This is a genomic window from Bradyrhizobium lablabi, assembly GCF_001440475.1.
GTDB lineage: Bacteria > Pseudomonadota > Alphaproteobacteria > Rhizobiales > Xanthobacteraceae > Bradyrhizobium > Bradyrhizobium lablabi.
The window spans coordinates 55,722-81,130 of the sequence record NZ_LLYB01000066.1; the positions used below are offsets into that span (position 1 = coordinate 55,722).

At 61.3% G+C, this 25,409-nt stretch carries 24 protein-coding genes, 1 tRNA gene and 1 pseudogene; 8 read left to right on the forward strand and 18 right to left on the reverse strand.

All coding sequences use genetic code 11. The annotated features are described in order from the left end of the window. The first annotated feature begins 256 nt into the window (after positions 1-256). From CQ14_RS16210 to CQ14_RS16230, 5 genes and pseudogenes are all read left to right on the forward strand, one after another. Positions 257-1,039: an ABC transporter permease gene (locus CQ14_RS16210; protein ID WP_057858866.1), complete on the forward strand. Its 783-nt coding sequence runs from the start codon at positions 257-259 to the stop codon at positions 1,037-1,039. Beyond that, positions 1,036-1,741 (forward strand): annotated as a pseudogene (locus CQ14_RS16215) (ABC transporter ATP-binding protein); the annotation flags it as partial. The gene CQ14_RS16210 and the pseudogene CQ14_RS16215, both read left to right, overlap by 4 nt. 1,713 nt (positions 1,742-3,454) lie before the next feature. Then, positions 3,455-4,081, forward strand: coding sequence for a glycosyltransferase (locus CQ14_RS46300; RefSeq protein WP_245320376.1), 627 nt, complete (start codon positions 3,455-3,457; stop codon positions 4,079-4,081). Beyond that, entirely contained in the window at positions 4,078-5,706 is a 1,629-nt protein-coding gene (locus CQ14_RS16225) for a glycosyltransferase (RefSeq protein ID WP_156435041.1), read from the forward strand. Before CQ14_RS46300 ends, CQ14_RS16225 begins: the two co-directional genes overlap by 4 nt. Then, positions 5,703-6,347, forward strand: coding sequence for a NeuD/PglB/VioB family sugar acetyltransferase (locus tag CQ14_RS16230; RefSeq protein WP_057858870.1), 645 nt, complete (start codon positions 5,703-5,705; stop codon positions 6,345-6,347). Before CQ14_RS16225 ends, CQ14_RS16230 begins: the two co-directional genes overlap by 4 nt. On the opposite strand, the gene CQ14_RS16235 is transcribed toward CQ14_RS16230, so the two are convergent. The 8 genes from CQ14_RS16235 to CQ14_RS16270 form a co-directional block, all read right to left on the reverse strand. Further along, positions 6,348-7,664, reverse strand: a complete 1,317-nt coding sequence (locus tag CQ14_RS16235; protein WP_156435044.1) for a hypothetical protein — start codon at positions 7,662-7,664, stop codon at positions 6,348-6,350. It lies immediately after the preceding gene. 559 nt (positions 7,665-8,223) lie between these two features. Then, positions 8,224-8,301, reverse strand: a tRNA-Pro gene (locus tag CQ14_RS16240). 90 nt (positions 8,302-8,391) lie between these two features. Next, positions 8,392-8,952: a MerR family transcriptional regulator gene (locus CQ14_RS16245; protein ID WP_057858872.1), complete on the reverse strand. Its 561-nt coding sequence runs from the start codon at positions 8,950-8,952 to the stop codon at positions 8,392-8,394. 77 nt (positions 8,953-9,029) lie between these two features. Then, on the reverse strand, positions 9,030-9,359 hold the full coding sequence (locus tag CQ14_RS16250; RefSeq protein WP_057858942.1) for an integration host factor subunit alpha: 330 nt from the start codon (positions 9,357-9,359) through the stop codon (positions 9,030-9,032). 131 nt (positions 9,360-9,490) lie between these two features. Beyond that, positions 9,491-10,468 (reverse strand): beta-ketoacyl-ACP synthase III, encoded by a 978-nt coding sequence (locus CQ14_RS16255; protein ID WP_057858873.1) that lies wholly within the window; start codon positions 10,466-10,468, stop codon positions 9,491-9,493. Beyond that, positions 10,465-11,520, reverse strand: a complete 1,056-nt coding sequence (plsX, locus tag CQ14_RS16260; protein WP_057858874.1) for a phosphate acyltransferase PlsX — start codon at positions 11,518-11,520, stop codon at positions 10,465-10,467. Before plsX ends, CQ14_RS16255 begins: the two co-directional genes overlap by 4 nt. A 303-nt stretch (positions 11,521-11,823) precedes the next feature. Continuing rightward, entirely contained in the window at positions 11,824-12,420 is a 597-nt protein-coding gene (locus CQ14_RS16265) for a YceD family protein (RefSeq protein WP_057858875.1), read from the reverse strand. After that, positions 12,417-12,968, reverse strand: a complete 552-nt coding sequence (locus CQ14_RS16270) for a ubiquinol-cytochrome C chaperone family protein (RefSeq protein WP_057858876.1) — start codon at positions 12,966-12,968, stop codon at positions 12,417-12,419. The genes CQ14_RS16265 and CQ14_RS16270 overlap by 4 nt, the downstream gene beginning before the upstream one ends. A gap of 116 nt (positions 12,969-13,084) precedes the next feature. On the opposite strand from CQ14_RS16270, the gene CQ14_RS16275 reads away from it, so the two are divergent. The 3 genes from CQ14_RS16275 to CQ14_RS16285 all read left to right on the forward strand — a co-directional run bounded on the left by CQ14_RS16275 (position 13,085) and on the right by CQ14_RS16285 (position 15,545). Next, positions 13,085-13,561, forward strand: a complete 477-nt coding sequence (locus CQ14_RS16275; RefSeq protein WP_430650190.1) for an outer membrane protein assembly factor BamE — start codon at positions 13,085-13,087, stop codon at positions 13,559-13,561. A gap of 127 nt (positions 13,562-13,688) precedes the next feature. Then, positions 13,689-14,693: a Bug family tripartite tricarboxylate transporter substrate binding protein gene (locus CQ14_RS16280; protein ID WP_057858877.1), complete on the forward strand. Its 1,005-nt coding sequence runs from the start codon at positions 13,689-13,691 to the stop codon at positions 14,691-14,693. A 237-nt stretch (positions 14,694-14,930) separates the two neighbouring features. Next, positions 14,931-15,545, forward strand: a complete 615-nt coding sequence (locus tag CQ14_RS16285; RefSeq protein ID WP_156435047.1) for a protein rhiA — start codon at positions 14,931-14,933, stop codon at positions 15,543-15,545. A 72-nt stretch (positions 15,546-15,617) separates the two neighbouring features. On the opposite strand, the gene CQ14_RS44640 is transcribed toward CQ14_RS16285, so the two are convergent. The 10 genes from CQ14_RS44640 to CQ14_RS16330 form a co-directional block, all read right to left on the reverse strand. Next, positions 15,618-15,773 carry a hypothetical protein gene (locus CQ14_RS44640; protein ID WP_167350400.1) on the reverse strand — a complete coding sequence of 52 codons (156 nt, stop codon included), beginning with the start codon at positions 15,771-15,773 and terminating at the stop codon, positions 15,618-15,620. Positions 15,774-15,914: 141 nt separating this feature from the next. Beyond that, positions 15,915-18,035, reverse strand: coding sequence for a sodium-translocating pyrophosphatase (locus CQ14_RS16290; RefSeq protein ID WP_057858879.1), 2,121 nt, complete (start codon positions 18,033-18,035; stop codon positions 15,915-15,917). A gap of 253 nt (positions 18,036-18,288) precedes the next feature. After that, complete coding sequence (thiL, locus tag CQ14_RS16295) at positions 18,289-19,281, reverse strand: thiamine-phosphate kinase (protein ID WP_057858880.1); 993 nt, start codon at positions 19,279-19,281, stop codon at positions 18,289-18,291. Beyond that, on the reverse strand, positions 19,274-19,768 hold the full coding sequence (nusB, locus tag CQ14_RS16300; protein WP_057858881.1) for a transcription antitermination factor NusB: 495 nt from the start codon (positions 19,766-19,768) through the stop codon (positions 19,274-19,276). The genes thiL and nusB overlap by 8 nt, the downstream gene beginning before the upstream one ends. 3 nt (positions 19,769-19,771) lie before the next feature. Further along, positions 19,772-20,263: a 6,7-dimethyl-8-ribityllumazine synthase gene (ribH, locus tag CQ14_RS16305; RefSeq protein ID WP_057858882.1), complete on the reverse strand. Its 492-nt coding sequence runs from the start codon at positions 20,261-20,263 to the stop codon at positions 19,772-19,774. Positions 20,264-20,448: 185 nt separating this feature from the next. After that, on the reverse strand, positions 20,449-21,057 hold the full coding sequence (locus tag CQ14_RS16310; protein WP_057858883.1) for a riboflavin synthase: 609 nt from the start codon (positions 21,055-21,057) through the stop codon (positions 20,449-20,451). Further along, positions 21,057-22,208, reverse strand: a complete 1,152-nt coding sequence (gene ribD, locus CQ14_RS16315; protein WP_057858884.1) for a bifunctional diaminohydroxyphosphoribosylaminopyrimidine deaminase/5-amino-6-(5-phosphoribosylamino)uracil reductase RibD — start codon at positions 22,206-22,208, stop codon at positions 21,057-21,059. The genes CQ14_RS16310 and ribD overlap by 1 nt, the downstream gene beginning before the upstream one ends. Next, complete coding sequence (nrdR, locus tag CQ14_RS16320) at positions 22,205-22,687, reverse strand: transcriptional regulator NrdR (protein WP_057839076.1); 483 nt, start codon at positions 22,685-22,687, stop codon at positions 22,205-22,207. Before nrdR ends, ribD begins: the two co-directional genes overlap by 4 nt. A 13-nt stretch (positions 22,688-22,700) precedes the next feature. Continuing rightward, on the reverse strand, positions 22,701-24,002 hold the full coding sequence (gene glyA, locus CQ14_RS16325) for a serine hydroxymethyltransferase (RefSeq protein WP_057858885.1): 1,302 nt from the start codon (positions 24,000-24,002) through the stop codon (positions 22,701-22,703). A 342-nt stretch (positions 24,003-24,344) separates the two neighbouring features. After that, positions 24,345-24,968, reverse strand: a complete 624-nt coding sequence (locus CQ14_RS16330; RefSeq protein WP_057858886.1) for a glutathione S-transferase family protein — start codon at positions 24,966-24,968, stop codon at positions 24,345-24,347. Positions 24,969-25,409 lie beyond the last annotated feature (441 nt).

Sequence of the window (25,409 nt, forward strand, 5' to 3'; positions counted from 1 at the left end):
GGACGTAACAGTGCCTGTAGAGTGACCTGAAGGATGGAACTCGTGAAGGTTGTATCTCGACTCAAGCAACCGTCGGTTTGTGTCGGGATAGTGGCGCAGCGATGCTGAATCTGTCGAAAAGCCCGCGAAAAATCAGGATTTTTAGTTTGATGCACTGTAACGTGCATACACAACCTTACGATGCACGCTAACGTGCATAAGCAAGTTCCGCTTCATCGGTTCCAATGCATCGTGACATGCACAAGCAGGCTCTCAGATGACCCCATACGTCCTAGGCATCTACGAATCACGGTACTTCTGGACGCATCTCGCGTTCTCGGATCTTCGCAGCAAATGGCGGCGCTCATTCCTGGGCGTGGCATGGTCGGTGGTGCAGCCGCTCGGAATGACGGTGTTGCTGGCGATCGTGTTCGGAAGGATCTTCCATCAGAATATAATCGAATTCGCGCCGTATATCCTGTCGGGCATGATCACATGGGATTTCTTCATGGCGACCCTCATCGGCGGTTCACTCTCGTTCGTGCAGGCTGACGCGTATATCAAGCAGTACCGTCACCCGCTTGCCATCTACACGCTGCGGACCACGTTGACGAACCTGATGGTGTGGATGATGGCGAGTCTGAGCCTCATTGGCTGGGTGCTGATCGTGAAGCCGCAGTCCTTCGGCTGGAGCTGGCTTGCCGCGATACTGGTATTTCCTTTCGCGGCGCTTATGGCCTGGCCGCTCGCAACGTGCCTTGCCTATGTCGCCGCCCGCTTCCGCGATCTACCCCATGCGCTGGGACTTATTCTGCAGGCGATGTATTTCGTCTCGCCGATCTACTTCGAGGCAAAGCTGTTTCGCGACGGCGGTCTCGACGCGCTGGTGGACTACAACCCGATCTATCATCTCCTGGAGATCGTGCGCGCGCCGCTGTTGCGCGGAGAGTGGCCGACCGCAGCAAACTTCGCGATATGCGGAATTGCCGTCGTTGTCTTCTCCGCACTGGCGATTCTCATTGGCCGCAGCACCGAACGAAAAGTCATCTTCTACCTATGACAGGAAACGGCATTCGGCTCGACAAGGTGAACCTTCACTATTCCGCCGTCGCCTTCAAGGAGCGATCGCTGAAGGCACTGATCACGGGAGTGTTCGCGGGATCGAACGCGAAGTCGACCGTGCATGACATCCACGCGCTCAAGAATATCTGCGTCGAAATTGGACCGGGCGAGCGCGTCGGACTCCTGGGCCACAACGGCGCAGGCAAATCCACGTTCCTCAAGATGGTCGCGGGACTTTATCCTATTTCCTCGGGATCGCGTTGCGTCGAAGGCACGGTCCGCTCATTGTTCGATCTGAGCCTTGGCTTCGAGCCCGATGCGACGGGACGAGAGAATATTCTCTATCGTGGCCTGCTGCTCGGCCTGACCCCGAAATTCATGCGCTCTGTTGAAGAGCAGATCGTCGCCTTTGCCGACATCGGGGAGTTCATCGATTACCCGATCAAGACCTATTCGGCAGGCATGCAGGTCCGGCTGGCCTTTGCGATCTCGACCATGGTCGGCGGCGACATCCTGCTGCTTGACGAGGTCATCGGCGCGGGCGATGCGACCTTCATGCAGCGTGCCAAGGCACGCATCACCAAATTGATCGAGGATTCCGAAATCCTGATCCTCGCCACCCACGATTTCGGCTCGTTGCGCGACGTCTGCGAGCGCGTGCTGGTTCTGCATCATGGCGAAGTGAAATTCGACGGCGAGGNTCGATCCAGCCATCAATGAATACAAGAAATTGACGGGAGCGAGCGCGTGACTNAGTCGACCCCTGCGCGTCATGTGGCTATTGAACCATACCGCCGCCCGCGAATTCGAAATTCCGATGCTGAAGCGCATCGGAGTCCGGGAGATTTTCTTGCCGAAGAAGATTCCTGCAGATCCGACCTTTCGCTCGGCTTCCGTGGACTGGTCGGAAGATGAGCACCTCACGATTCCGAACGACGACCTTGCAATCCTGAATGACGCGGACTGGTATCACAATCCGGGGATCGAAGCATGGCAGACTGCCAGCAAGCATTTTGACATCGCGTTCTTTATTCTTCTCAAGATTGATTTCTTGAAATCGATGTCGCGGCATTTTGAAGGGGCCAAGATCTGGCGGACTTACGGGAACGCGAAAATTTCCTACTCTGAAATACTGGATTTATTTGCACGAGGCGCCGGTCCTGTCTGGTCACCGGTTACGAGCAAGAACCTTTGGTTCGGTCAAGCTTACCCGCACTTGGCTGCTAAGGAACCGAACTTTATCGCGAAGAAGGCTGTCTTTCTTCCTGCTGGGCTCGCCGACGCCTCGGTTCGCGACGAATGGAATGGCGATGACAAGAGAATTTTTTTCGTTTGCCCAGATCTGGCATTCAATGACTACTATCAAGCAGTCTATCGAACTTTTAAAAAGGCATTTGCCGGCCTACCGTATGCCGTAGGCGGCTCTCAGCCCATCTCCGTTAAGGATCCCCACGTCCTGGGCTATCTACCGAACGAGCAGCACCGACGGAATATGCGAGAGTTGCGTGTGATGTACTATCACAGCACCGAACCTGATCACATTCATTATCATCCGTTTGAAGCCGTACGCTCAGGAATGCCCCTTGTCTTCATGGCGGGGGGGCTCCTTGACAGGCTCGGAGGCATCGATTTGCCGGGGCGCAGCAAAACACCGAAAGAGGCGCGGCAAAAAATCGAGCGCATTCTTTCCGGCGACCGCCGGTTGATCGACAGTATCCGTCAATCACAGCAGCGACTGCTTGAACCGATGAAGGCGGACGCCTGTGAAGCGGACTGGCGCGCGGGGCTTGGGCGGGTACTCGGTAAACTAAGAGAGAGTTCGCCATCCATTTCCTTGGCTAACAAACCAAAGAAGCGAATAGCCGTCTTGTTGCCGGTCGCCTATCGCGGTGGCAGCCTGCGAGGGGCGATACTATTGGCTCGCGCGATCGCAACGGGAAGCCGCATGGGTGGCGACGACATCGAGGTCGTGTTTGGGCATCTCGATGATCCCGCCTGCTATCCGAAGGAAGCGTTCAAGGACCTCCCGCTTTACATCAAGCGTCGGCCTTATCACTGGCGAATCCTGTCGCACGACGAGGCCGTGCGCGCGTGTGCCTATGCCGGACTGAACGGCTCATTGGCGCACAAGACCTATCAGGCTCCCGACGATGGTATCAGCCAGTTCACAGACTGTGACCTCTGGATCGTCGTCTCGGATCGGCTTGATTTCCCGCTGCTACCTGTTCGACCGTATCTGCTGATGATCTATGACTATCTCCAGCGCTATCAAACTCCATTCAATGACGACACCAATCAGAGATTTGTCGCGCGCGGTCACGTTGCGGAAGCCGTGATGGTCACAACAGCTTTCACCGCCGGTGATGCGCGTCAGTTTGCGGGCATTCCTGCGAAGAAGATCAAGAAAGTACCCATGCTGGCGCCAGAATTCTTCGCGAACGAGAACCCCGCGCGTCTTGAAGACGATATTGGCCGGTTTTTTCTTTGGACGACCAACCTTGCCCCCCACAAGAATCACGAGAATGCATTCAAGGCGCTTCGGCTCTATTACGAAAAGTACGGGGGATCGCTGAAGTGTCACGTCACGGGGGTGGATACCCGGGATTTGTTCAAACGGGATGTTCCACACCTGAGAGGCTTGAAAGACATCCGCAGTTTAAGCGCAGCGATCAAGCAGCATCTGAAAATCGAGGGAGAGTTGCCTGATCAAAGCTATCAGGCCCGACTGAGCCGTGCCGCTTTTCTTTGGCATCCCGGGCGGGTCGACAACGGGACGCTTTCCGTCGTCGAGGCTGCCCGTCTCGGCGTTCCCGCTCTTTCGAGCGATTACCCCGCGATGCGCGAAATGGACGAGCAATTCGCGCTGCACCTGACCTGGATGGACCCGGACGATCCCGACAACATGGCACGCGAACTCAAACGAATGGAAACCGATTCGGAAACGCTGCGGCGCCGTTTGCCTTCAGCGGAGCAGCTTGCCGGCCAATCCGTCGATAGACTCGCCTCTGCGTACTGGAGCGTGATCAAGGACTACCTGTGAGAACATTCGGGATTTATCTGGCCTACCCGCCAGCGCTCGATCTGCGCGCCCAAGGTCTCGGGCGGCACCTTGCTGAATTTCTGAAGGAAGCAGAGACCTGTCCTACCGCCAGGTTTGTGATCGCGTGCCCGAGTTGGATGAGAAAATCCCTCGACGACCTTCTTGAGGGCGTCGGGATTTCACCGGATGCGTTCGAAATAATTGGCCCGAAAGACGAGCCAATGTTTCTGAAACTGTATCAGCTTTATCAGGACTACATACAGCGCGCGCGACGCCAAAGCCGAGTTCTTCGGCTTTTTCGTATCTTGAAGCGGCAGTTCGCGCGAAATGTTGCCCGTGCGGAAGGCCTGCTGGTCACGACGCGCAGTGGCCTCCTGCTGGCTTCGCTCGCGCTGCTTGCGCTTCCGTTTGTCGTGATGGCCCTCGCGGCGATCGCCGTGAGTTCCGTTGCCGCTTTGTTTGGCGCGGTGTGGCCAAAGCTAGCACGGAGCCGCCTGTTTCGACGATATTCAAATGCCGTTGTCAGGGTTACCACGCAGCCGAAAGCCAGTTCGACGACCGTCCGGCTCTACCGCCTCATGGAGGAAGCGGAGGCAAGACTTCTTCTCAAGCATATCAACAGCCGAAAAGACGTTTCGGCCTGGTATGCGCCGACAGCATTCTGGCCGCAATTTAACCGGATCGAAGCGCCCCGCCTGACCTGCGTGCCCGATGTCGTCCTGTCGGAATCTCCCGTTGGTTTTTCATCTGTTGGCGGCGACCGATTCTTGCAAAATTTTGGATTGGTAGAAGCAACGATTGAAGGAGGCGATCATTTTGTTACCTATAGCGAGCACATCAAGTATCGGACGCTCGTCGAACGCTATCAGATAAGTCCAGGCGCGATCGACGTGGTGCCGCACGGAGCCAATCGGCTGGATGACTTGATTGCGGTCTCGGGATTTCCTGACAACAAGGCGGCGACAAAGGCATTTTGCGTCAATCTCTTTCGGCTCGCCTTGAACAAGGCGATCGGTACACAGCAGGCATTTAATTTTGATAGTGGCGACGTCGAGTTCATTTTCTATGCAAGCCAGTTTCGGCCCAACAAGAACGTCATGACGCTGCTGCGCGCGTATGAACATCTGCTCAAGCGCTGCTATGTCGGCCACAAGCTCGTCCTGACCGGTCATCCTGACACTCTTCCCGAGATCGCTCGATTCATTCGCGATCGCAATTTGCAAAACGACGTGCTGTGCCTTCATGGCCTGTCCGCCCAGGAACTGGCTGCCTGTTACCAGCTTGCGGATCTTGCGGTAAATCCGAGCCTCAGCGAAGGCGGCTGTCCGTTTACATTGACCGAGGCACTTTCGGTGGGAACGCCTGTCGTGATGGGACGGATCGCGGTTACCGAGGAGGTCGTCACAGATCCGGACCTGCAGAGCCTCATGCTGTTCGATCCCTACGATTGGGAAGATATGGCGGCGCGGATCGAATGGGCGCTGCAAAACAAGGAGAGCCTGCTCGAACGTCAACTGAAACTCTACGAGCGGCTTGCCGAACGTTCATGGAAGACGGTCGTCAACGAGTACGTCGCGATACTTGATCGCATCTCAAGTCCAGCCACTTGCAGCGAACGAGCATGACCGAAAAAGTCAAAGGCTTGCGCATTTACGGGTTTGGCGGACACGCCCGCAGCATTGCCGATGTCGCGGCGACTTTGGGAATCGAGCAACTCGTCTTCGCCGACGCCGACGCGCGCGACGGCGAGAGTTTCCTGGGCTGTCCGGTCATCAAGTTGTTCGAGGGTGACCCGCCGGACGGCTGGCAGTGCCTCCCGGCGGCTGGAGACAATCGCAAACGCCAGGTGCAGACCGAGCATATTCGAGCGCGAGGATGGCCGCTCGCCACCATCATATCCCCCACCGCGACCGTCGGAATCGGCGCAACAATCGCTGCAGGGACTTTCGTTGGCCATCATTGCCACGTGGGGCCCATGGCCAGGGTCGGGCATTCCTGCATTCTGAATACCGGCTGCATTGTCGAGCATGACTGTGTGGTCGGCGATTTCACCCATGTATCCGTCAATGCGACCCTCGCCGGCCGAAGCCGGCTCGGCAGCTTTGTTTTCCTTGGCACCGGATCTACCGTTATCGACAAATGTTCAGTGCCTGATGAAACGATTTGCGGTGCCGGGACGGTGGTCACACAATCGCTTGCCGTAAGCGGAACGTATGTCGGCGTGCCGGCCCGGCTTGTAAAGCCAGCGCCTCGGCGGCTCCCGTAATCAAGCATCCTGGTCCGACATTTCCGGCGTGACGTACCAGAGCAGCAAAAGCGCCAGTAGGCCGTTCGACAGAACGGCCACCGAGAGCGGAACGTTGAGAAGGGCCTGCATGACAAGGCCCGCGGACGTGGCGATCAATGGCGGCGGAAGGCGCGCCGAGACACGATTTCCGACCGAGAGAATCAATCCGCCAAGAAACGTTGATATTGGCGCCCAGAGCGGGCCCACCGAGGCGATACCTTCCGTGGCAAACAGGGAAGCGTTGAGGTTGCCTGCGTGGTAGCGAGCCTCGAAGATGGGGCCAAGCTGACCGGCATAGGGACAGTCGACGAATGAGCGCACAAGGTTGATCTGGCAAAAATAGGTCGAGGGATTGCCGGCGAAGAAATCGGAATAGTAGTTCATCGCAAGCGACGGGATCGCCAGCATTCTGACGTTCGCCAGTCCAAACGCGTGCTCGGCAAGGAAGCGCACCGGACCAGCGTTCGGCGCGATATGGTAGAGAACCAGGCCAAATGCGGACGGAAGAAGCAGTGCAAGAACGACGGCGCGCCTCGGCTCAAATATCTGAAATACAAGGAACAGGAACGGCAGCCAAACGGCTGCCAAAAGCACCGTCTTGTTCAACAAGGCCGGATAGAAAGATACGATCAGCACAATGCTGATGGCAGCCAAAAGATAGCGACGCCGGAGCGCGAAATAAGCGAAGGCAAAGGGGAGCAAGGCTCCGATCACGGATCCGGTGACATAGTTCAGGAGAGCGGGTCGGATGAAGGTTGCCCGCAATGTTCCGGCCTCGCCTATTCCGACAAGAGCGATACCGTAGCGAACATTCCAGACAAGAATGACAGCCGCAAAGGCGAGCATCAAAATCGTAAGCCGGTCCATTGTCTGCGGCGAAACTGCAATTCTCCGCTGCAGTGGTGCGGTAATGAAAAGTACCGGCAGCAGAAACGTGAGGAGAGATGCGATCGCTGAAATTCGCGCCTGGGCATGGTCGTAACTCAAGCCGCTGAAATACGTGATCCAGATAAACCCCGCCATCATGCCGTAGAAGCTGAAGCCGACGAGATATCCGAAACTGAACCGCGCCCGAAGAAAAAGCGGAACAAAACCGACCATCAGAAATGTCCCGGCAGCAGCGTGAAGCGCATACTGATTTCCGACGCCTGCAGAGGCAAGCGACAGGCAAACAATCGCCAGATACAGAACCAGCAGCACGACCAACCCGGCGGGGTGTCGTTCGAAAAAATTTCTAAAACGCGCGAATACGGGCAGCTTTTTCCCGGTTGTGCATCCATCTGTCGGCAACGGCATTGCCTCGCCTCCTTGGTGATGCCGGACGCGACTCAACTATCGTATGCGCGTCGCACGATGGCGCCCAATAAGATCAGACAATTAGGTGGATTGCTGGCGGAGAAGAAGGGACTCGCCTTCCCGACAAAGCTGCTAAGTGTTTACCTTCATAGGATAATTAAAGAGGCCGCCAACTGAGGCGGGGAGCGATATGACTCCGCGACTTGGCGACATATTGTATCACACTGCCTGTGTGGCCTCGGCTCTTTGGGCTGCCGCATTTGCCGCCATTCATAATGCGAGTAGTGGTGCAGGCCCGTACATCATCGCGCTCATCGGATCAGCGGTTATTTACTTAATCGGTCGTGCGCTCCGATATGTTTTCGGCGGTTCGTCAAACTAGGCCACTCGGGATCTCAAACTAGGCCACTGAGGTCAGAAGCAGGCCAGTACCAACCCGTCCCTAGGAACAAAGCGGGCCCGTAGAACGACCTGCGAACAGAATTGGCAACCAATTGGCAACGGGCGGTAGGGTGGCAACCGTCCGATTCGGAATCAGCATTGAAGTTATTTGGAAAAATGGTCGGAGCGAGAGGATTTGAACCTCCGACCCCTAGTCTCCCAGACTAGTGCGCTAACCGGGCTGCGCCACGCTCCGATGCCGTTCCATTAGCTGCGATCAGCGTCCGACGCAAGGCGGGCGAGCGGCCTCTTTGAGGCCCAGGGAGCCTGCCCAGTTCCCGCCCGCTCAGCCGTCCTTCATGGCCGTATCCAGCAGCTCCCGGCAGGAGATCAGCTCCTGCAGTACCCGTTCGAGGCGCTCGCGGTCGGCCTCCGACGGCCCCGGCTTGCCCTTGGCGAACGGCAGCAAAATGCCGTCGTCGTCGGTATCGACGAAGCGATAGTCGATTTCCTTCTCTTCGGTCTCGTAGTCCTCGTCCTCGGCCTCGGCATCCGCGGTCGGGATTTCGCCCTCTTCCGGCTCTTGCAGGCTGAGACCGATCGCCTCTTCGACCGCACCGAAGGTGACGGCAGAAGTCTGGTCGGCAAGGCCCTGCACGGATTTGATGCCGTGCTCTTTGAGGATTCGCTGCACGCCGCGAATGGTGTAGCCCTCGCCGTACAGCAGACGGCGGATGCCCTTCAGCAGATCGACGTCGTCGGGGCGGTAGTAACGCCGCCCGCCGCTTCGCTTCATCGGCTTGATCTGGGCGAACCGCGTCTCCCAGAATCGCAGCACGTGCTGGGGAATGTCGAGTTCTTCAGCGACTTCGCTGATGGTGCGGAACGCATCCGGCGCTTTGTCCAAATGCCACTCCTCTCAACTCGTCTGGTTGGTGAAGACGCAGTACTCGCCTTGCTACGCGGTCGCTGTACTCGGTCTCGCTATTCGGCCTTGCTTTCGCCGTTGCCCACCGCATGGCCGTTGATGCGCTGCTTCAGAATCGCCGATGGCTTGAACACCATTACGCGACGCGGCGAGATCGGCACTTCAGTACCGGTCTTCGGGTTACGTCCGATCCGCTGTCCCTTCTTGCGCACCATGAACGAGCCGAACGACGACAGCTTCACCGTCTCGCCCTTCTCCAGGCAATCGGTAATCTCTTTCAAAACGAGCTCGACAAACGCGGACGATTCCGTTCGCGAGAGGCCTACCTTCTGGTAGACCGCCTCGCAGAGATCGACACGTGTGACTGTTTTTCCGGTCCCGGTCATCGCCTGCCCCGCACTCTCGGCGAACAAATTTATTGCCTGAAATTATGAGGTTAGCTCGCAATGGTCAACAGCGAGCATCATGCAGACGCATGAAGACGGCCACAATTTTAGTCGGTAGTTTTACCCAGCGCTTACCAGCGCACGAGCGCGGAACCCCAGGTGAAGCCGCCGCCCATGGCTTCGAACAGCACCAGATCGCCCTTCTTCACGCGCCCGTCCTTGACGGCGACCGAAAGCGCCAGCGGAATCGACGCCGCCGACGTATTGCCGTGCTGATCCACGGTCAGCACCACTTTCTGCGGCGCAATATGAAGCTTGTGCGCTGAAGCATCGATGATTCGCTTGTTGGCCTGGTGCGGAATGAACCAGTCGATCTCCTCGGCGCTGGTTCCCGTCGCATTGAAGGCGTCCACGATCACGTCCGTGATCATGCCGACCGCGTGCTTGAACACTTCGCGGCCTTCCATCCGCAGATAGCCGACGGTCTGGGTGCTGGAAGGACCGCCATCGACGAACAGCTTTGCCTTGTGCCGGCCGTCCGAGCGCAGATGCGTCGTCAGCACGCCGCGATCGGAAGGCAGTCCCGGCTGGTCCTGCGCCTCGAGCACGACTGCGCCGGCGCCGTCGCCGAACAGCACGCAGGTGCCGCGGTCGTTCCAGTCGAGAATGCGCGAGAAGGTTTCTGCGCCAATCACCAGCGCGCGCTTGTAGGCGCCGGAACGCAGGAAGTTGTCGGCGGTCGCGAGCGCGAAGACGAAACCGGAGCACACCGCCTGCAGATCGAAGGCGGCGCCATGGTGGATGCCGAGTTCATTCTGGACCGCGACTGCGGTCGCCGGAAAGGTATTGTCCGGTGTCGAGGTCGCCAGCACGATCAGGTCGATTGCCTGGGCGTCGAGGCCGGCGTGTTCCAGTGCTGCGCGCGCGGCGTTGACCGCCAGGTGCGAGGTGAACTCGCCTTCGGCCGCGATGTGGCGCTCCCGGATGCCGGTGCGCTGAACAATCCACTCGTCCGACGTATCGATTCGGGCGGCGAGCTCCGCATTGGTCAGCACTTTCTGCGGCAGATAAGAGCCGCAGCCCAGTACGACCGAACGTTTCGCAGTCACGAGACAGCCTCCTGCGCGGTCTGTGCCAGCGCACTACCGTCGCTATTTATCATCTGGGTGATCTTGGTGAGGAGATCGCAGCGGACCATCTCATAGCCAACATCGACTGCGTAGGCAAAGCCTTCGGCGCTGATTCCGCCATGGCTTTTGACAACCAACCCCTTTAGTCCAAGTAGCATGCCACCATTGGATTTATTGGGGTCCATCTTGGCACGTAGCGCCTGAAAGGCGCCGCGGGCAAGGAGATAGCCGAGACGTCTCAGCCAGTTTTGTGTCAGGGCGTTACGCAGGAACTCCGACATCTGCCGCGCGGTCCCTTCGGCCGCCTTCAGGGCGATATTACCGGAATAGCCTTCGGTCACGACCACGTCGACCGCTCCCCTGCCGATGTCGTCGCTCTCGACGAAGCCAACATAGTTGAGCTGCGGCAGGTTCATCGCCCGCAATTGCTCCGCCGCCTCGCGGATTTCCTCGTGTCCCTTCATCTCTTCACGGCCGATATTGAGCAGCCCAACGGTCGGACGTTCGATATTGAACAGGACGCTCGCCATCGCGCTGCCCATCTCCGCTAGCGACACCAGATGGTGCGCATCGCCGCCGATCGATGCGCCGAGATCGAGTACGACCGTATCGCCGCGCACGGTCGGCCAAAGCGCCGCGATTGCCGGGCGGTCGATACCGGGCAGTGTGCGCAAGTGGAGCCGCGCCATCGCCATGAGCGCACCGGTGTTGCCGGCGGAAACCACAACATCGGCCTCGCCCCGCTTCACCGCATCGATCGCAAGCCACATCGAGGAGGTCTTGCGGCCGCGCCGCAGCGCATGGCTTGGCTTTTCATCATTGCTGATGGCCACGTCGGTATGGATAACGCGCGAAGCTGCCTTCAGTGCGGGGTGTTTCGCCAATTCTGCGTCGATCAGCTTGCTGTCGCCATAAAGCAGAAATTCGCTGTCGGGATGCCGTTTCAAGGAGACTGCGGCGCCGGGAATGACGACCGATGCGCCGACATCGCCGCCCATGGCGTCAAGCGCGATTCGAACCTTTTGCGGCATGAAAGTCCCGGAAACCTGATCTCTTGCGGCCCTCATAGAGCCCGGCCGCGCACTGGAATGGCACCGCCTGCGCGGTGCTCGGCGAAACGCAACCCGCGCCACCCGCCGGGCCGCGACAATAGCGTGTCCCCGCCCCGACACAACCTCCTGACCACGCTCTTTTGGCGAAAGGGACGCTGTGTGGCCCGAAATCACGAATGACAGATATCTATATTAAATTCAATAGCTTAAGAGATGTATTTGGCGAGATTTCAGAACTGCCTCACCGCCATGGCAGCTTCGCCGGCAACTTTAACTACCCGGCTACTTGTCCTTGGGCTTCTCCCTGGGCTTCCTGGAGCGGGACTTTTTCGGTTCTACCTTGAGCGCCCTGAGCGCCGCAAACGGGTGATCTTCGGGATCAGCGGCTTCAACCACCGGCTCAAATACGGCGCCAGGCTTGCGGGGATAGGGATCGACCGCGAGATACAATGCATCGGTGGCAATCCTGCCGAGGTCGATCATACCGTTCTCGATCGGCTCGGGCGGATCGGGTGGCTCCTCGTCGCTCTCCTCGGCCTCGTCGACCAGCGCGGCCATCTGCGGGATCTGCTCGGGCGGCACGAAGATCAGGTCGATCGGTTCGTCGATGTCGTTCGCGATCTCCTCCAGCGTCACCACGCAGGTCTGCCCGATCCGTGCCCGCACGTGGCCGGCCACGTGGAAGCGGCCGCCGCTCTTCGGGGTAACGTCGAACGACGCTTGCGCCGACAGCACCTCGCGCAAGCCGCCAATGTCGGCCATCGCATTACGGGTGGCCTGATCGGCCTCGATGTCGCGATGCAGACCCGTCTCGGGGATCTGCGCGACGGCAACGGGGACGCGCCACGGGTCGGGCTTCTCTGTGCCGGTCTTGTTCATTGCTGTGCGCCCGCCTTCTCCGGCACCGGAAACCTGGCCGAACCGCTAGCCAGCGTCGCCTCGTCGAGGCTGTCGAGAGCCGCCATTGCCGCCTCGGCATAGGCTGCCAGCAGCCGGGCCTTTTCGATGTCCTCGCCGTTCAGGATATTCTTGCACATCGCCTGTGCCAGCGCCTCCCGGCCCTCGGTCAGCGCCAGGTCGTACGCCGCCGTCCGGCCATAGAAGGCCTCGCCGAAGGCCTGCATCCGCTTCGGCACCTTGAGGTCGCTGATCCCCATCTCGCGCAGATTATCGTCCATATCGTTGCAAAAATGGTCAAACAGCTCCTGTGACAGGGCCGTACCGCCCTCCGCCGACTTCAATCGCCGCAGGACCAGCCACAAATGCAGCAGAAGCAGGTCAAATCGGCCGTTAACCGTGTCCGGAACCCCAAAGTCCCGATAAAACAGGGGTTCTCGCGCCTGCGTCACGATCATGCCATAGATGGCCTCGATGGTGCCGCGCAACGGCGTCCGGGGTTTCCTGAAGTGATTGAACGGCCAAAGCATTGTGGGTTCCGCGAGCGAGCCCTCCCGGGCCACGCATGTTGCAATCCAGTGTGGTGCCCGGTACGTCAACGCACCGCGCGATGCAAGAGGACGGGCTGATTCCTGACATGACCGAAATGAGCCACCTGAGCACCTGCGTGCCCTCGCCCCGCCGCATGACCGCGCGCCGGCGCGGTTTCCGCGCGGCTGCGGCCGTGGCATTGGTCTGCGCGGCGCTGGCCGGGTGCACCGGCGAGCAGTTCCAGAAGGGCTATATCCTGCCGCCCAACGCGCTGGAGCAAATTCCGATCGGCGCCAGCCAGGATCAGGTGCTGATCGTGATGGGAACGCCGTCCACGGTGGCGACCCTGAACGGTGAGGTGTTCTATTACATCTCGCAGCGCTCCGAGCGCAAAGTCGCCTTCATGAATCAGCAGGTCGTCGATCAACGCGTGATCGCAATCTATTTCGACAAGAACCGACAGGTGACGCGGCTTGCCAATTACGGATTGCAGGACGGCAAGATCTTCGACTTCATCAGCCGCACCACGCCGACGTCAGGCCAGGAGCTCAGCTATCTGACGCCGCTGTTCAAGCTGCTCAGCTTCAACTAGAGCCCGGCAAGCTCTAACTCACTCTGTTCCGTGGCGCGGAAATCCTGCGCCAAGTCGCCCGCTTGCCCTCTGCGCGCGCGCTGCCTACGGTCCCTGCCAACAAGAATCCAAAGCAGGGAGTGAACTTGTGACGATTAAAGCTATTTCTCGGCGTCGCGTTTTGACTGGGGCTGCAGCCGTTTCAGCGGCGACGATTTTGCCGCGCTCGAGCTTCGGCTCCGACTGGCGGCCGACCGAGACCGTGCGTCTCATCGTGCCGGCGGCGGCCGGCGGCAGCACCGACGTGATGGGACGGCTCCTGGCCGCCCATCTGCAGTCCGCATGGGGCCAATCAGCCGTCGTGGAAAACCGCTCCGGCGGCGGCGGCACCATCGGCACGGCCGAAGCCGTGCGGTCGAAGGCCGACGGCCACGTCATCCTGATCGGCAATCCCGGTCCGAATGCGATCGCCTACAGCATCTTCCGCAACATGACCTACAAGCCCGAACAGTTGCAGCCCGTCAGCAACATGATCCGGATTCCCAACATCGTCTCGGCGCATCCCTCGACCGGCATCAAGTCGATCCCCGAGTTGATCGCCTATATCAAGGCCAATCCGGACAAGCTGACCTACGCGTCGTCAGGTGTCGGACAGAGCCCTCACCTCACCGGCGCCTGGTTCTTGCAACTCACCGGTTTGAAGATGGTGCATGTGCCGTTCCGCGGCGCAGGTCCGGCGCTGCAGGCAGCGCTCGCCGGCGATATCCAGATCCTGTTCGACAACCTTTACCCGTCGCTGCCGCAGACCCAGGACGGCAAGCTCACCGCGCTCTGCGTGACCACGCCCGAGCGTAGCCCGGCAGCACCCAACATCCCGACCATGCGCGAGGGCGTGCCCGAACTCGCAAACTTCGACGTCTCCTCCTGGTTCGGCGTGTTCCTGCCGAAGGCCACGCCCGCTCCCGTCGTCGAGGCGCTCAACAAGGAGATCAAGGCGATGCTGGCACGCGAGGACGTCAAGAAAACGATCGGTAATATGGGCGCCACCGCCGACTGGGGCGCGCCGCAACAGTTTTCGGATTTCGTGCAGGCCGAGACGGCAAAATTCGGCGAGATCATCAAGCGCGAAGGCCTGCAGATGGACGTGAATTAAGTTCGCCGTCGTCGGCTTCACAGCCCTACTCTTGCAAGACGCTCAAATCCCGTGGCCATCGCCCACGGGATTTTCGTTTTGCAACACGCAAGCATGACCGGCAGCCTCATCCAACTCCGGCATTGACGGGGGGNTTCCTTTTCAATCAACTTAAGCGTGCATACTGCAGTTACCGAAACCGGCGCCNAGCGATCCGACATGATGCGGCCGAGGCACGGACTATCGCAGGAGCACAGGATGACCACCTACAAGCTGAAACTGGTCAATCAGTCGGAAGCTCCGTGGTTTCTGTATGTTTATCAGGGTCCACGGGAGCCTTCGCAGGGCGTTCTCTGCCCGATCTGGTTATGTAGCCCGTTCATGATTGCGCCCACCGTCAACTACTCCTTCAAGTGGACTCCCACCGACATCTTCGCTTGGGGCGCGGTTGGGATCATCGAGCCCGGTGTCGTTTTCTCGGCAAACCAAATCCTGGCAGCCGACCTCGAGACGGCCAACAGCACGAATTTTTCCATGGACCCCGCGCCTCACTTCACCACCCCCGAAAAAGGTCAGTCGCCGGGATCATTGACGATCAAGGCCGGCAGCACCGTGCCTGCGGATACATTCTCTATTGGCATCGGTATGAGCGATTCAGCGACCTACGTCCTCCCTGCAGTACCGAACCGCATTTACATGATTAAGCCTTCGCCGACGATCTGGATTGCCGCCGGCACGGACGTCGAGGTCGGCATGATCATCGATACCTCCGCGGTTAAGCAAAATTTTCATGTGATCTTCCCGCCCAACGTATTCGAGGTCACCTGCACGCTGGACAAAAACAACAAGTGGTCTCAGGCATCGTCGAACTAGCCCTCGCGCCTCCAGGACAGCGATGGATCGCTTCGCATTCCGATAACCTGCACCGCGGCAAATCTGCGCCGGCTAGGACGACTTGTTGATCTTCTTGACCTTGGCATCGGTGGCTTCAATCGACATTGCCAGTTCCATGATTGCCTTCGACAGCAGTTCGATGGCCTCCTTCTGGTCCTGCGACTTGGAAGCGCGGAGTGCATAATTCCGGGCAGATGAAAGCGACATGGATCGATCTCCGTGGTGTTCGTGTCTGGTTCTCGAATATCGTTGGCGGATGCCGATCGGTTCGGCAAGCACGCAACACGCGCAAGCAAAAACCCCGCGGCTCGCACCGCGGGGTTTTGGTCTTGATCGGCTTTCGCCGGTTCAGTGCGCCAGGATCGCCAGCAGCAGCAGCGCCACGATGTTGGTGATCTTGATCATCGGGTTGACGGCGGGGCCCGCCGTATCCTTGTAGGGATCGCCGACGGTATCGCCGGTCACCGCCGCCTTGTGGGCGTCGGAGCCCTTGCCGCCGTAGTGACCGTCCTCGATGTACTTCTTGGCGTTGTCCCAGGCGCCGCCGCCCGAGGTCATCGAGATCGCAACAAAGAGGCCCGTCACGATCACGCCGAGCAGCATGGCGCCGACCGCCGAGAATGCTGCCGACTTGCCAGCCGCACCACCGCCCGCGATCGCATAGATCGCGAAGTAGACGAAGATCGGCGACAGCACCGGCAACAGCGACGGGATGATCATTTCCTTGATCGCCGCCTTGGTCAGGAGGTCGACGGCCTTGCCATAGTCCGGCTTGTCGGTGCCCTGCATGATGCCGGGCTTCTCGCGGAACTGGCGCCGCACTTCCTCGACGATCGCGCCGGCCGCACGGCCGACAGCGGTCATGCCCATCGCACCGAACAGGTACGGCAGCAGGCCGCCGAACAGCAGGCCGACCACGACGTAGGGGTTGTTCAGCGAGAAGTCCGGGGCGACACCCTGGAAGTACGGATGCTTCGCAGCGTTACCGATGAAGAACTTGAGATCTTCATTGTACGCCGCGAACAGCACCAGCGCGCCGAGACCGGCGGAGCCGATCGCATAGCCCTTGGTGACCGCCTTGGTGGTGTTGCCGACCGCATCCAGCGCGTCGGTCGACTTGCGGACTTCCTTCGGCAGGCCGGCCATTTCCGCGATGCCGCCGGCATTGTCCGTGACCGGACCGAAGGCGTCGAGCGCGACGATCATGCCGGCCAGCGCCAGCATCGTCGTGGTCGCAATCGCGATGCCGAACAGGCCGGCAAGGCTATAGGTGATCAGGATGCCGGCGATGATGACAATCGCGGGCAGCGCGGTCGCTTCCATCGAGATCGCCAGACCCTGGATCACGTTGGTGCCGTGGCCGGTGACCGAGGACGACGCGATCGACTTCACCGGGCGATAGTCGGTGCCGGTGTAGTATTCGGTGATCCAGATGATCAGACCGGTGACGATGAGGCCGACGACGCCGCACTGGAACAGCGCCATGCCGGTGAACTTCACGCCCTCCAGCGGCCCGAAGCCGATCAGCCAGTTGATCACGGCGGCAACGCCGAGCAGCGACAGCACGCCGGTCGCGATCAGGCCCTTGTACAGCGCGCCCATGATGGACTGGCTGGCGCCGAGCTTGACGAAGAAGGTGCCGATGATCGAGGTGATGATGCAGACGCCGCCGATGGCGAGCGGCAGGGTCATCATGTTCACCAGCAGCGGCGAGTTCGCGAAGAAGATCGCGGCCAGCACCATGGTGGCGACCGCGGTCACTGCATAGGTCTCGAACAGGTCGGCGGCCATGCCGGCGCAGTCACCGACGTTGTCGCCGACGTTGTCGGCGATGGTCGCCGGGTTGCGCGGATCGTCCTCGGGGATACCGGCCTCGACCTTGCCGACGAGGTCGCCGCCGACGTCCGCACCCTTGGTGAAGATGCCGCCGCCGAGACGGGCGAAGATCGAGATCAGCGAGGCGCCGAAGCCGAGCGCCACCAGCGCATCGACGACGACGCGGTCGTTGGCCTTCAGGCCCATGATCTGGGTGAGATAGGCGAAATAGATGGTGACGCCGAGCAGCGCGAGGCCGGCCACCAGAAGGCCGGTGATCGCGCCCGCCTTGAAGGCCAGTTCAAGACCGCCGGCGAGCGAAGTGGTCGCCGCCTGCGCGGTGCGCACGTTGGCGCGGACCGAGACGTTCATGCCGATGAAGCCGGCGGCGCCCGACAGCACCGCGCCGACCAGGAAGCCGATCGCAACCAGCATGCCCAGGAAGTAGGCCAGCAGGGCGAAAATCACGACGCCGACCATGCCGATCGTCATGTACTGGCGGCGCAGATAGGCCTGCGCGCCTTCGGCCACCGCCGCCGCGATTTCCTGCATGCGCGGATTGCCGGCGTCCGATTTCAGAACCGAAGACGTGGCCCAGATGGCGTAAAGAATCGAAAGCGCTCCGCAGAGCACAATCACCCACAATGCTGTCATTGAATTTGCCTCAGATGCTCGTTTCCGCCCCACGCCATCCCGCGAGCGCGGCCGGCGCATTATTTAGGAGATTTGGGAGGCCTGCCCTCCCCAAAAGGGTGACCTCAAATCGGCGGGGACCTTGCCAAAATCGCCTTCCGGGCGCAACGCCGCCATGGGCAAAAACCGTCTAATTTTGAAAGGAATCACCGGTAATCGGTCTAAAAATTTGCCGCGCGGCGGGACCGCCGCGGCAGGCGCAGCCTGCCTGCCGTCAGAAGTGGCTGTAGGACAGCCGCTCCAGCGCAAGCTCTCTGCCCGCTTTGTCGACGAACTTCGGGGCGCCGCTCCCCGCCACCACCGTTCCGATGGAACCGACTGATACACCGGCGCGCCGTGCGGCCTGCGCGAATGGCTCGACGCGGTCCTCCGCCACCGTGCACAGGATCTCGTAATCGTCGCCGCCGGCCAGCAATGCTTCCATTCCGACAATGCCGCGCGACACCAGATCCGCTGCCGCGCCGGACAGCGGGACCCGCTCCAGATCAATCACGGCCGAGATACCCGACACGCCGCAGAGTTTTGTCAGATCACCGGCGAGGCCATCGGAAACGTCCATCGACGCGCTGGCATATTCGCGCACGATTTCAGCCATCGCCAGGCGCGGCTGCGGCACGCGATAGCGCCCGACCAGCAGCTCCCGCGCAGCATTGTCGGTGGCGGCGTGAATCTTCCCACCCCTGAGGATGGCAAGCCCCAGCGCGGCGTCGCCGATCGTGCCGGTCACCATCACCCGCTCGCCAGCCTTGGCTCCGCTGCGATGAACCATCCTGCCGGGCGGTACGCGGCCGAAGGCCGTGACCGAGACCATCAACGGGCCCGGGGTCGACACCGTGTCGCCACCGAGCAGCGGACAGCCGAGTTGCATGGCGTCCTCGCCGAGCCCTGCCGCGAACGGCTTTAACCAGGCTTCGTCGGTACTGCGGAGCGCCAGGGCCAGCACGAAGCCGGCGGGCTTGGCCCCCTTCGCCGCGAGATCGCTGAGATTTACCCGCAGCGCCTTGCGCGCGACGGTGTCGGGCGGATCGTCGGGCAAAAAGTGCACGCCCTCGACGATGGCATCCACCGTCACCACGATGTCGTCGCCATCAGGCTTCAGCGCCGCGGCGTCGTCATCGAGACGGAATGCGCCGGGATCGGTTGCAAGCGGCCGAAAATAGCGCGCGATCAGCGAGTCCTCGCCGGACGCGGGTTTGGCGCTAGCCACGCGCGAACTCGTCGGCGCGGAACTGGCGCGCGATCTGGTCGAGCACGGCGTTGACCATCCCCGTCTCGTCCTTTTCGACGAAGGCATGCGCGACGTCGACATATTCGGATACGACCACGCGGCCTGGCACGTCCTTGCGGTGCTCCAGCTCGTAGGAGCCGGCGCGCAGCACGGCGCGCAAGATCGCGTCGATCCGCTTCAGCGGCCAGCCCTTCGAAAGCGCATCGTCGATCAGGGGATCGAGCCTGGCCTGGTCGCGGACCACGCCGGACACGACGTCGCGGAAAAACGCGGCCTCCGCGGGCAGATATTTGTCCCCTTCGACCTCGTTGCCGAGCCAGTGGCTCTCGAACTCGGCGAAGATGTCGTTGATCCCGGCACCCGCGATGTCCATCTGATACAGCGCCTGCACGGCGGCAAGCCGCGCCGCGCCGCGACGGTTGGCCTTCCTGTCGGGACCTTTCGCTGGCTTCTTGTTGTCCGCCATCGCCTAAGCCTTTGCCAACCGGCGCTTGATCCGCAGCATCGCCAGCGCCGCGCGCGCGGCGTCGCCGCCCTTGTTGAGTTCGCTGGCGCGTGCCCTCGCCCAGGCCTGCTCGTCGGTATTCACCGTAATGATACCGTTGCCGAGCGGCATCTTGCGCGCGACCGCCAGATCCATCAGCGCACGCGAGGATTCGATCGAGACGATTTCGAAATGGATGGTGTCGCCGCGCACCACGCAGCCGAGCGCGATCGCCGCGTCATAGGGCTTGCCGTTCCTCTCGGCGGCATCGAGCGCGATCGCAATCGCGGCCGGAATCTCCAGCGCGCCGGGAACCGTGATGACGTCATGCGTCACGCCCGCAGCCTTCAGTTCGGCGACCGCGCCTTCGAGCAGCGCGTCCTGGATGTCGTCATAGAATCGCGCCTCGACGATCAGCGCTCGCGCGCCTGATATGTCGGTCTGGTCCTTCAGCGGTGCGCGCCGTGCGTCTGCCATGAACTATCTTTCGTCTTGCTAGGTCCTTATCCCTGCATAACGGCTTCGCCGTTATTGCTGGAGGAGCGGCCTCTTGGCCGCGTCTCGAAGGATGGCCACATCAGGGGCCTCATGGTTCGAGACGGCGCAAGCGCCTCCTCACCATGAGGGTTTGGCCGGCGTTTTAATCGCCGTACGCTACCCTGTCACTTCATTTCCGACAGCCGCGCCGCATAGCGGGCCATCAGGTCGACCTCGATATTGACCTCGCTCCCTGCCTCCCAGCCGCTGAGCGTGGTGACGCTGAGCGTATGCGGGATGATCAGCACCGAAAATGTGACATCCTCGACCGTGTTGACGGTCAGCGATACACCATCCAGCGTTACCGAGCCCTTGGCGGCGATGAAGCGGGCCAGCTCGCGCGTCGTACGCAGTTCAAACCGGGCCATATCGGGCAGATCGTGACGCTTGACGATGGTCGCAATGCCATCGGCATGCCCCGCAACGATATGGCCGCCGAGTTCGTCGCCGATCTTCAGCGCCCGTTCGAGATTGAGTTTGGTGCCTTTGGCCCAATGCTTGGCCGTGGTCATGCCGAGCGTTTCCGCGGCGGCATCGACGTCGAACCAGGTCTTGCCGCTTTCGACGCCGGAAGCCACCACCGTGAGGCACACGCCGTTGCAGGCGATCGAGGCGCCGTCGGCGATGGTCGTCTGATCGTAGCGGCATGCGATCCGCATGCGGTGCAATTGCCCCTGCGCCGTTGGTGTCAGGGCTGTGATCTCGCCGATGTCGGTGACAATTCCGGTAAACATTAGACGCGCTCGTAAACAGTCAGGGTGTCATTGCCGAGTGGTTCGCTAGCACGTGTCCTGAACGCGGGCGAGCCGGTGATTGCCGAGAGCGGCAATGCGTCCAGCGCGGGAATGCCGTCGGCGCCGACCTTGTCAGGGCCGCGGAACAGCCAGATTTCATCGACCAGGCCGCCGGCGACGAAGGATGAGGCGACCCGCGATCCGCCCTCGACCATCAGCCGCGTGATGCCCTTGTCCGACAACGCGTTCAGCACCGCCGGCAAGTCCAGTCCGGGCCGTTTGGCGGTGGCAGGAACGCGCACGGCCTGCGCGCCGGCGGCGCCGAGCTTCATGGCTGCAGGAGCGGCGGCCAGATCCGAGGTCATCACCCAGAGCGGCGTCTGCCTCGCGGACTGAACCAGGTTGCTGGTACCGGGCAGCCGCAGCGCGCGATCCAGCACCACGCGTACCGGCGAGCGCGCTTCCATCCCCGGCAGGCGGCAGGTCAGATGCGGATCGTCCGCCAGCACGGTGCCGATCCCGACCAGGATGGCGTCGCTTTGCGCGCGCAACAGATGCACGCGTGTCCTCGCCGCCTCTCCGGTGATCGCGACCGGCTTGTGGCCGGCGGCGCCGATCATCTCGTCGGCGGATACCGCGAGTTTGAGGATGACATAGGGACGCTTGTCGCGAATACGGCGGAAATGCCCGGCGTGATCGCGCGCGGCTTCCTGGGCGCCGAGGCCGACATCGACCGTGATGCCGGCGGCGCGAAGTTTTGCGTGCCCCTGCCCGGCCACTTCGGGATTGGGGTCCTCGATCGCCGACACCACGCGCGCAATGCCGGAGGCGATCACGGCATCGACGCAGGGCGGTGATTTGCCGAAATGCGAGCAGGGCTCAAGCGTCACATAGAGCGTGGCACCCCGCGCGGCCTCGCCGGTACGCTTCAGCGCCTCGGGCTCGGCATGCGGCCGCCCGCCCGGTTGGGTCCAGCCACGGCCGACGATGACGCCATCATTCACCACGACCGCGCCAACGGCCGGGTTCGGCCAGGTCCGCCCCAGCCCGCGACGGCCAAGCGCCAGCGCGAGCTGCATGAAGCGCTGGTCCGCGGCTTTGGACTCCCTGAGTTTCTGCCCGTACTGGTCTTCCAGAATGCGGAAGATCATTTGCGCAACGTGGCGACCCGCGCGTCGTCTTCGCCGGTGAGCTCGCCGAGCACGGTCTCGAAATCCTTGGCCTCGCGGAAATTGCGGTAGACGGAGGCAAAGCGCACATAGGCGACGTCGTCGAGCTGGCGCAGATGCTCCATCACGATCTCGCCGATCGCCTCCGAGGAGACCTCCGCCTCGCCGCCACTTTCGAGCTCGCGCACGATGGCCGAGACCATCTTCTCGACCCTTTCAGGATCGACCGGGCGCTTGCGCAGACTGATCTGCAGCGAGCGGACCAGCTTGTCGCGGTCGAACGGCACCCGGCGGCCATTGCGCTTGATGACCGTCAATTCGCGCAACTGCACCCGCTCGAAGGTGGTGAAGCGGAAGTTGCAGGCGATACACACCCGCCGCCGCCGGATCACGGCCGAATCCTCGGTCGGCCGTGAGTCCTTCACCTGTGTATCGAGACTGTTGCAGCTCGGACAGCGCATCCACTCGCGTCCTTTACTGATAGATCGGGAAGCGGTCGGTGAGTGCCTTCACGCGTTCCTTGATGGCGGCTTCGACCAGCGGCGCCTTGCCGTCTTCCGACTGCGCCAGTGCGTTGAGCACTTCGGCGATCATGCCGCCGACCTGCTTGAATTCGGCAACGCCGAAGCCGCGTGTGGTCGCTGCTGGCGTACCGAGACGCAAGCCCGAGGTGACGAACGGCTTTTCGGGATCGAAGGGAATGCCGTTCTTGTTGCAGGTGATGGCGGCGCGCACCAGCGCCTTTTCCGAGACGTTGCCCTTCAGGCCCTTCGGCCTGAGGTCGACGAGCATCAGATGATTGTCGGTGCCGCCGGAGACGATGTCCAGGCCATGGCCGCGCAGCGTTTCCGCCAGCGCCTTGGCGTTCTCGACGACGTTCTTGGCGTAGACCTTGAACTCCGGCCGCAGCGCCTCGGCGAATGCCACCGCCTTGGCGGCGATGACATGCATCAAGGGCCCGCCCTGCAGGCCCGGGAAGATCGCCGAATTCAGCTTCTTGGCGATCGTCTCGTCGTTGCTGAGGATCAGGCCGCCGCGCGGGCCGCGCAACGATTTATGCGTGGTCGTGGTCGTGACGTGGGCATACGGGACCGGCGAGGCATGGACGCCACCGGCGACGAGGCCGGCGAAATGCGCCATGTCGACCAGGAGGTAGGCGCCGACACTGTCGGCGATCTCGCGGAAGCGCTTAAAATCCCATGCGCGCGAATAGGCCGATCCGCCCGCGATGATCAGCTTCGGCTTCACCTGCTCGGCCTGCTTCGCCACTTCATCCATGTCGATGATCTGGTCCTCGCGCCGCACCGTGTAGTGCGAAGCCTTGAACCACTTGCCGGACATGTTGACGGGCGAGCCGTGGGTGAGATGGCCGCCGGCGGCGAGGTCAAGGCCCATGAAGGTGTCGCCGGGCTGCAGCAGCGCCAGAAACGCCGCCTGGTTCATCTGGCTGCCGGAGTTCGGCTGCACGTTGGCAAATTGCGCGCCGAACAGCTTTTTCGCGCGCTCGATCGCCAGCGTCTCGGCAACGTCGACCCATTCGCAACCGCCATAGTACCGCGCGCCCGGATAACCTTCCGCGTATTTGTTGGTCATCACCGAACCCTGCGCTTCCAGCACGGCCCGGCTGACGATGTTTTCGGACGCAATCAGCTCGATCTCATGCCGCTGACGGCCGAGTTCGCCCTTGATCGCGGCGGCGATTTCCGGGTCGGCCTCGGCGAGGCTGGCCGTGAAGAACGAGTCGGGCGCGGAGGCGGTCTTGGCGCTGGTGGTCATAGGGCGAAATATCTCCACCGCCGCAGGCCCTTAGGGGCGTAGCGGGCGGTCTGGTGTGGCGGTCGAAAGAAGCGCCTGCGAGATACCACATCCCGGCCGGAATGGCCAAGCATTTGCGGTATCCCGCTGGTATTATGCCAGATATGGTGGGGGATGTAGTGGGTTCCAAGGACCCCTACCGTCGCCCCGGCCTTGAGCCGGGGCCCATAACCACGGAGCCCGTTGGAAGAGGAAGGCGTCCACCAAGGTGACCTTTCCAACCGCGGCGGCGCCCGCGATGAGCGCAGCGCGCTCATGCTCGGGGTTCCGGCTCGCGCTTCGCTTGGCCGGGACGACGGAGAGTCACGCAAAGCGGTACGGCCCACCCTTCGCCACCGAGCGCTGGAACGCCGGGCGGGCGTGCATGCGCGCCAGCCAGGCGGTGAGGTTCGGATAGGGTCCGAGCTTGTCGAACACCTTTGCCATCTCGCCGACAAAGCTCATCTGGATGTCGGCGCCGGTCAGCGACGCCCCGACGAAGAACTCCCGTCCCTTGAGCGCGTCGTCGACATAGCCGAGGTGGTTGGCGAGTTCGCTGTCGATGCGCGGATGCAGGGGCGCGCCCGCCTCCTTCAATCGTCCGACATAGAGGTTGAGCATCAGCGGCAGCATCGCCGAGCCTTCGGAATAATGCAGCCACTCGTTATAGGCTTCGTAGTCGGCGCTGCCCTGCGCCGGCATCATCGCCCCCTTGCCGTAGCGGCGGATGATGTAGTCGACGATGGCGGCCGATTCCGCGATCGTGACGTCGCCGTCGGTGATCACAGGCGATTTGCCGAGCGGATGAACCGCCTTCAACTCCGGTGGCGCCAGCCGGGTCTCGGCATTGCGCTGATAGCGCTTGATCTCGTGCGGAAGCCCGAGCTCCTCCAGCAGCCACAGGATCCGCTGCGAGCGGGAGTCGTTTAGGTGATGGAGTGTGAGCATGGGGCTTCCTCGTTGTTGTTGGCGCGCGGTTGAGCCGAGAGTGTCATTGCGAGCGAAGTGAAGCAATCGCAGACCGTATAGGAGGGGTGGAGCCAAGCGATACCCATCAATGCCACCCATACGGCGCATGTCGTGATGGGTTTCGCTTACGCTCTACCCATCCTACGATTATCTCCGGCCCATCCACGTCATTGCGAGCGCAGCGAAGCAATCCATAGCGCCGCGCGGGGATAGATGGATTGCTTCGCTGACAGGTGGATACAGTTTCGCGTTCTCGCGACCTTTTATCGCCCGAGGTTTGCATCTTCGTTTGCCCTCATCGAAATTAGAGGGCACAGGGAAGACCGGGTGCTTTCTGCACCCGCGGTCTCGCGTGCAATTGCGCACAGCAAAAACGCACACGAGCATACAGGTACAGCGGGAGCATCCCGGCCTTCCCTG

Bases quoted from the DNA above. Each gene is read 5' to 3' on its own strand.
- CQ14_RS46300 (WP_245320376.1), top strand. From the start codon at position 3,455: ATGCTGGCGCCAGAATTCTTCGCGAACGAGAACCCCGCGCGTCTTGAA.
- ribD (WP_057858884.1), bottom strand. From the start codon at position 22,208: ATGATCTTCCGCATTCTGGAAGACCAGTACGGGCAGAAACTCAGGGAG.
- CQ14_RS16235 (WP_156435044.1), bottom strand. From the start codon at position 7,664: ATGCCGTTGCCGACAGATGGATGCACAACCGGGAAAAAGCTGCCCGTA.
- glyA (WP_057858885.1), bottom strand. From the start codon at position 24,002: ATGACCACCAGCGCCAAGACCGCCTCCGCGCCCGACTCGTTCTTCACG.
- CQ14_RS16210 (WP_057858866.1), top strand. From the start codon at position 257: ATGACCCCATACGTCCTAGGCATCTACGAATCACGGTACTTCTGGACG.
- CQ14_RS16310 (WP_057858883.1), bottom strand. From the start codon at position 21,057: ATGTTTACCGGAATTGTCACCGACATCGGCGAGATCACAGCCCTGACA.
- plsX (WP_057858874.1), bottom strand. From the start codon at position 11,520: ATGCCGCAAAAGGTTCGAATCGCGCTTGACGCCATGGGCGGCGATGTC.
- ribH (WP_057858882.1), bottom strand. From the start codon at position 20,263: ATGGCAGACGCACGGCGCGCACCGCTGAAGGACCAGACCGACATATCA.
- CQ14_RS16275 (WP_430650190.1), top strand. From the start codon at position 13,085: ATGAGCCACCTGAGCACCTGCGTGCCCTCGCCCCGCCGCATGACCGCG.
- CQ14_RS16265 (WP_057858875.1), bottom strand. From the start codon at position 12,420: ATGAACAAGACCGGCACAGAGAAGCCCGACCCGTGGCGCGTCCCCGTT.
- CQ14_RS16270 (WP_057858876.1), bottom strand. From the start codon at position 12,968: ATGCTTTGGCCGTTCAATCACTTCAGGAAACCCCGGACGCCGTTGCGC.
- CQ14_RS16290 (WP_057858879.1), bottom strand. From the start codon at position 18,035: ATGACAGCATTGTGGGTGATTGTGCTCTGCGGAGCGCTTTCGATTCTT.
- nrdR (WP_057839076.1), bottom strand. From the start codon at position 22,687: ATGCGCTGTCCGAGCTGCAACAGTCTCGATACACAGGTGAAGGACTCA.
- CQ14_RS16230 (WP_057858870.1), top strand. From the start codon at position 5,703: ATGACCGAAAAAGTCAAAGGCTTGCGCATTTACGGGTTTGGCGGACAC.
- nusB (WP_057858881.1), bottom strand. From the start codon at position 19,768: ATGGCGGACAACAAGAAGCCAGCGAAAGGTCCCGACAGGAAGGCCAAC.
- CQ14_RS16330 (WP_057858886.1), bottom strand. From the start codon at position 24,968: ATGCTCACACTCCATCACCTAAACGACTCCCGCTCGCAGCGGATCCTG.
- CQ14_RS44640 (WP_167350400.1), bottom strand. From the start codon at position 15,773: ATGTCGCTTTCATCTGCCCGGAATTATGCACTCCGCGCTTCCAAGTCG.
- CQ14_RS16285 (WP_156435047.1), top strand. From the start codon at position 14,931: ATGACCACCTACAAGCTGAAACTGGTCAATCAGTCGGAAGCTCCGTGG.
- CQ14_RS16250 (WP_057858942.1), bottom strand. From the start codon at position 9,359: ATGACCGGGACCGGAAAAACAGTCACACGTGTCGATCTCTGCGAGGCG.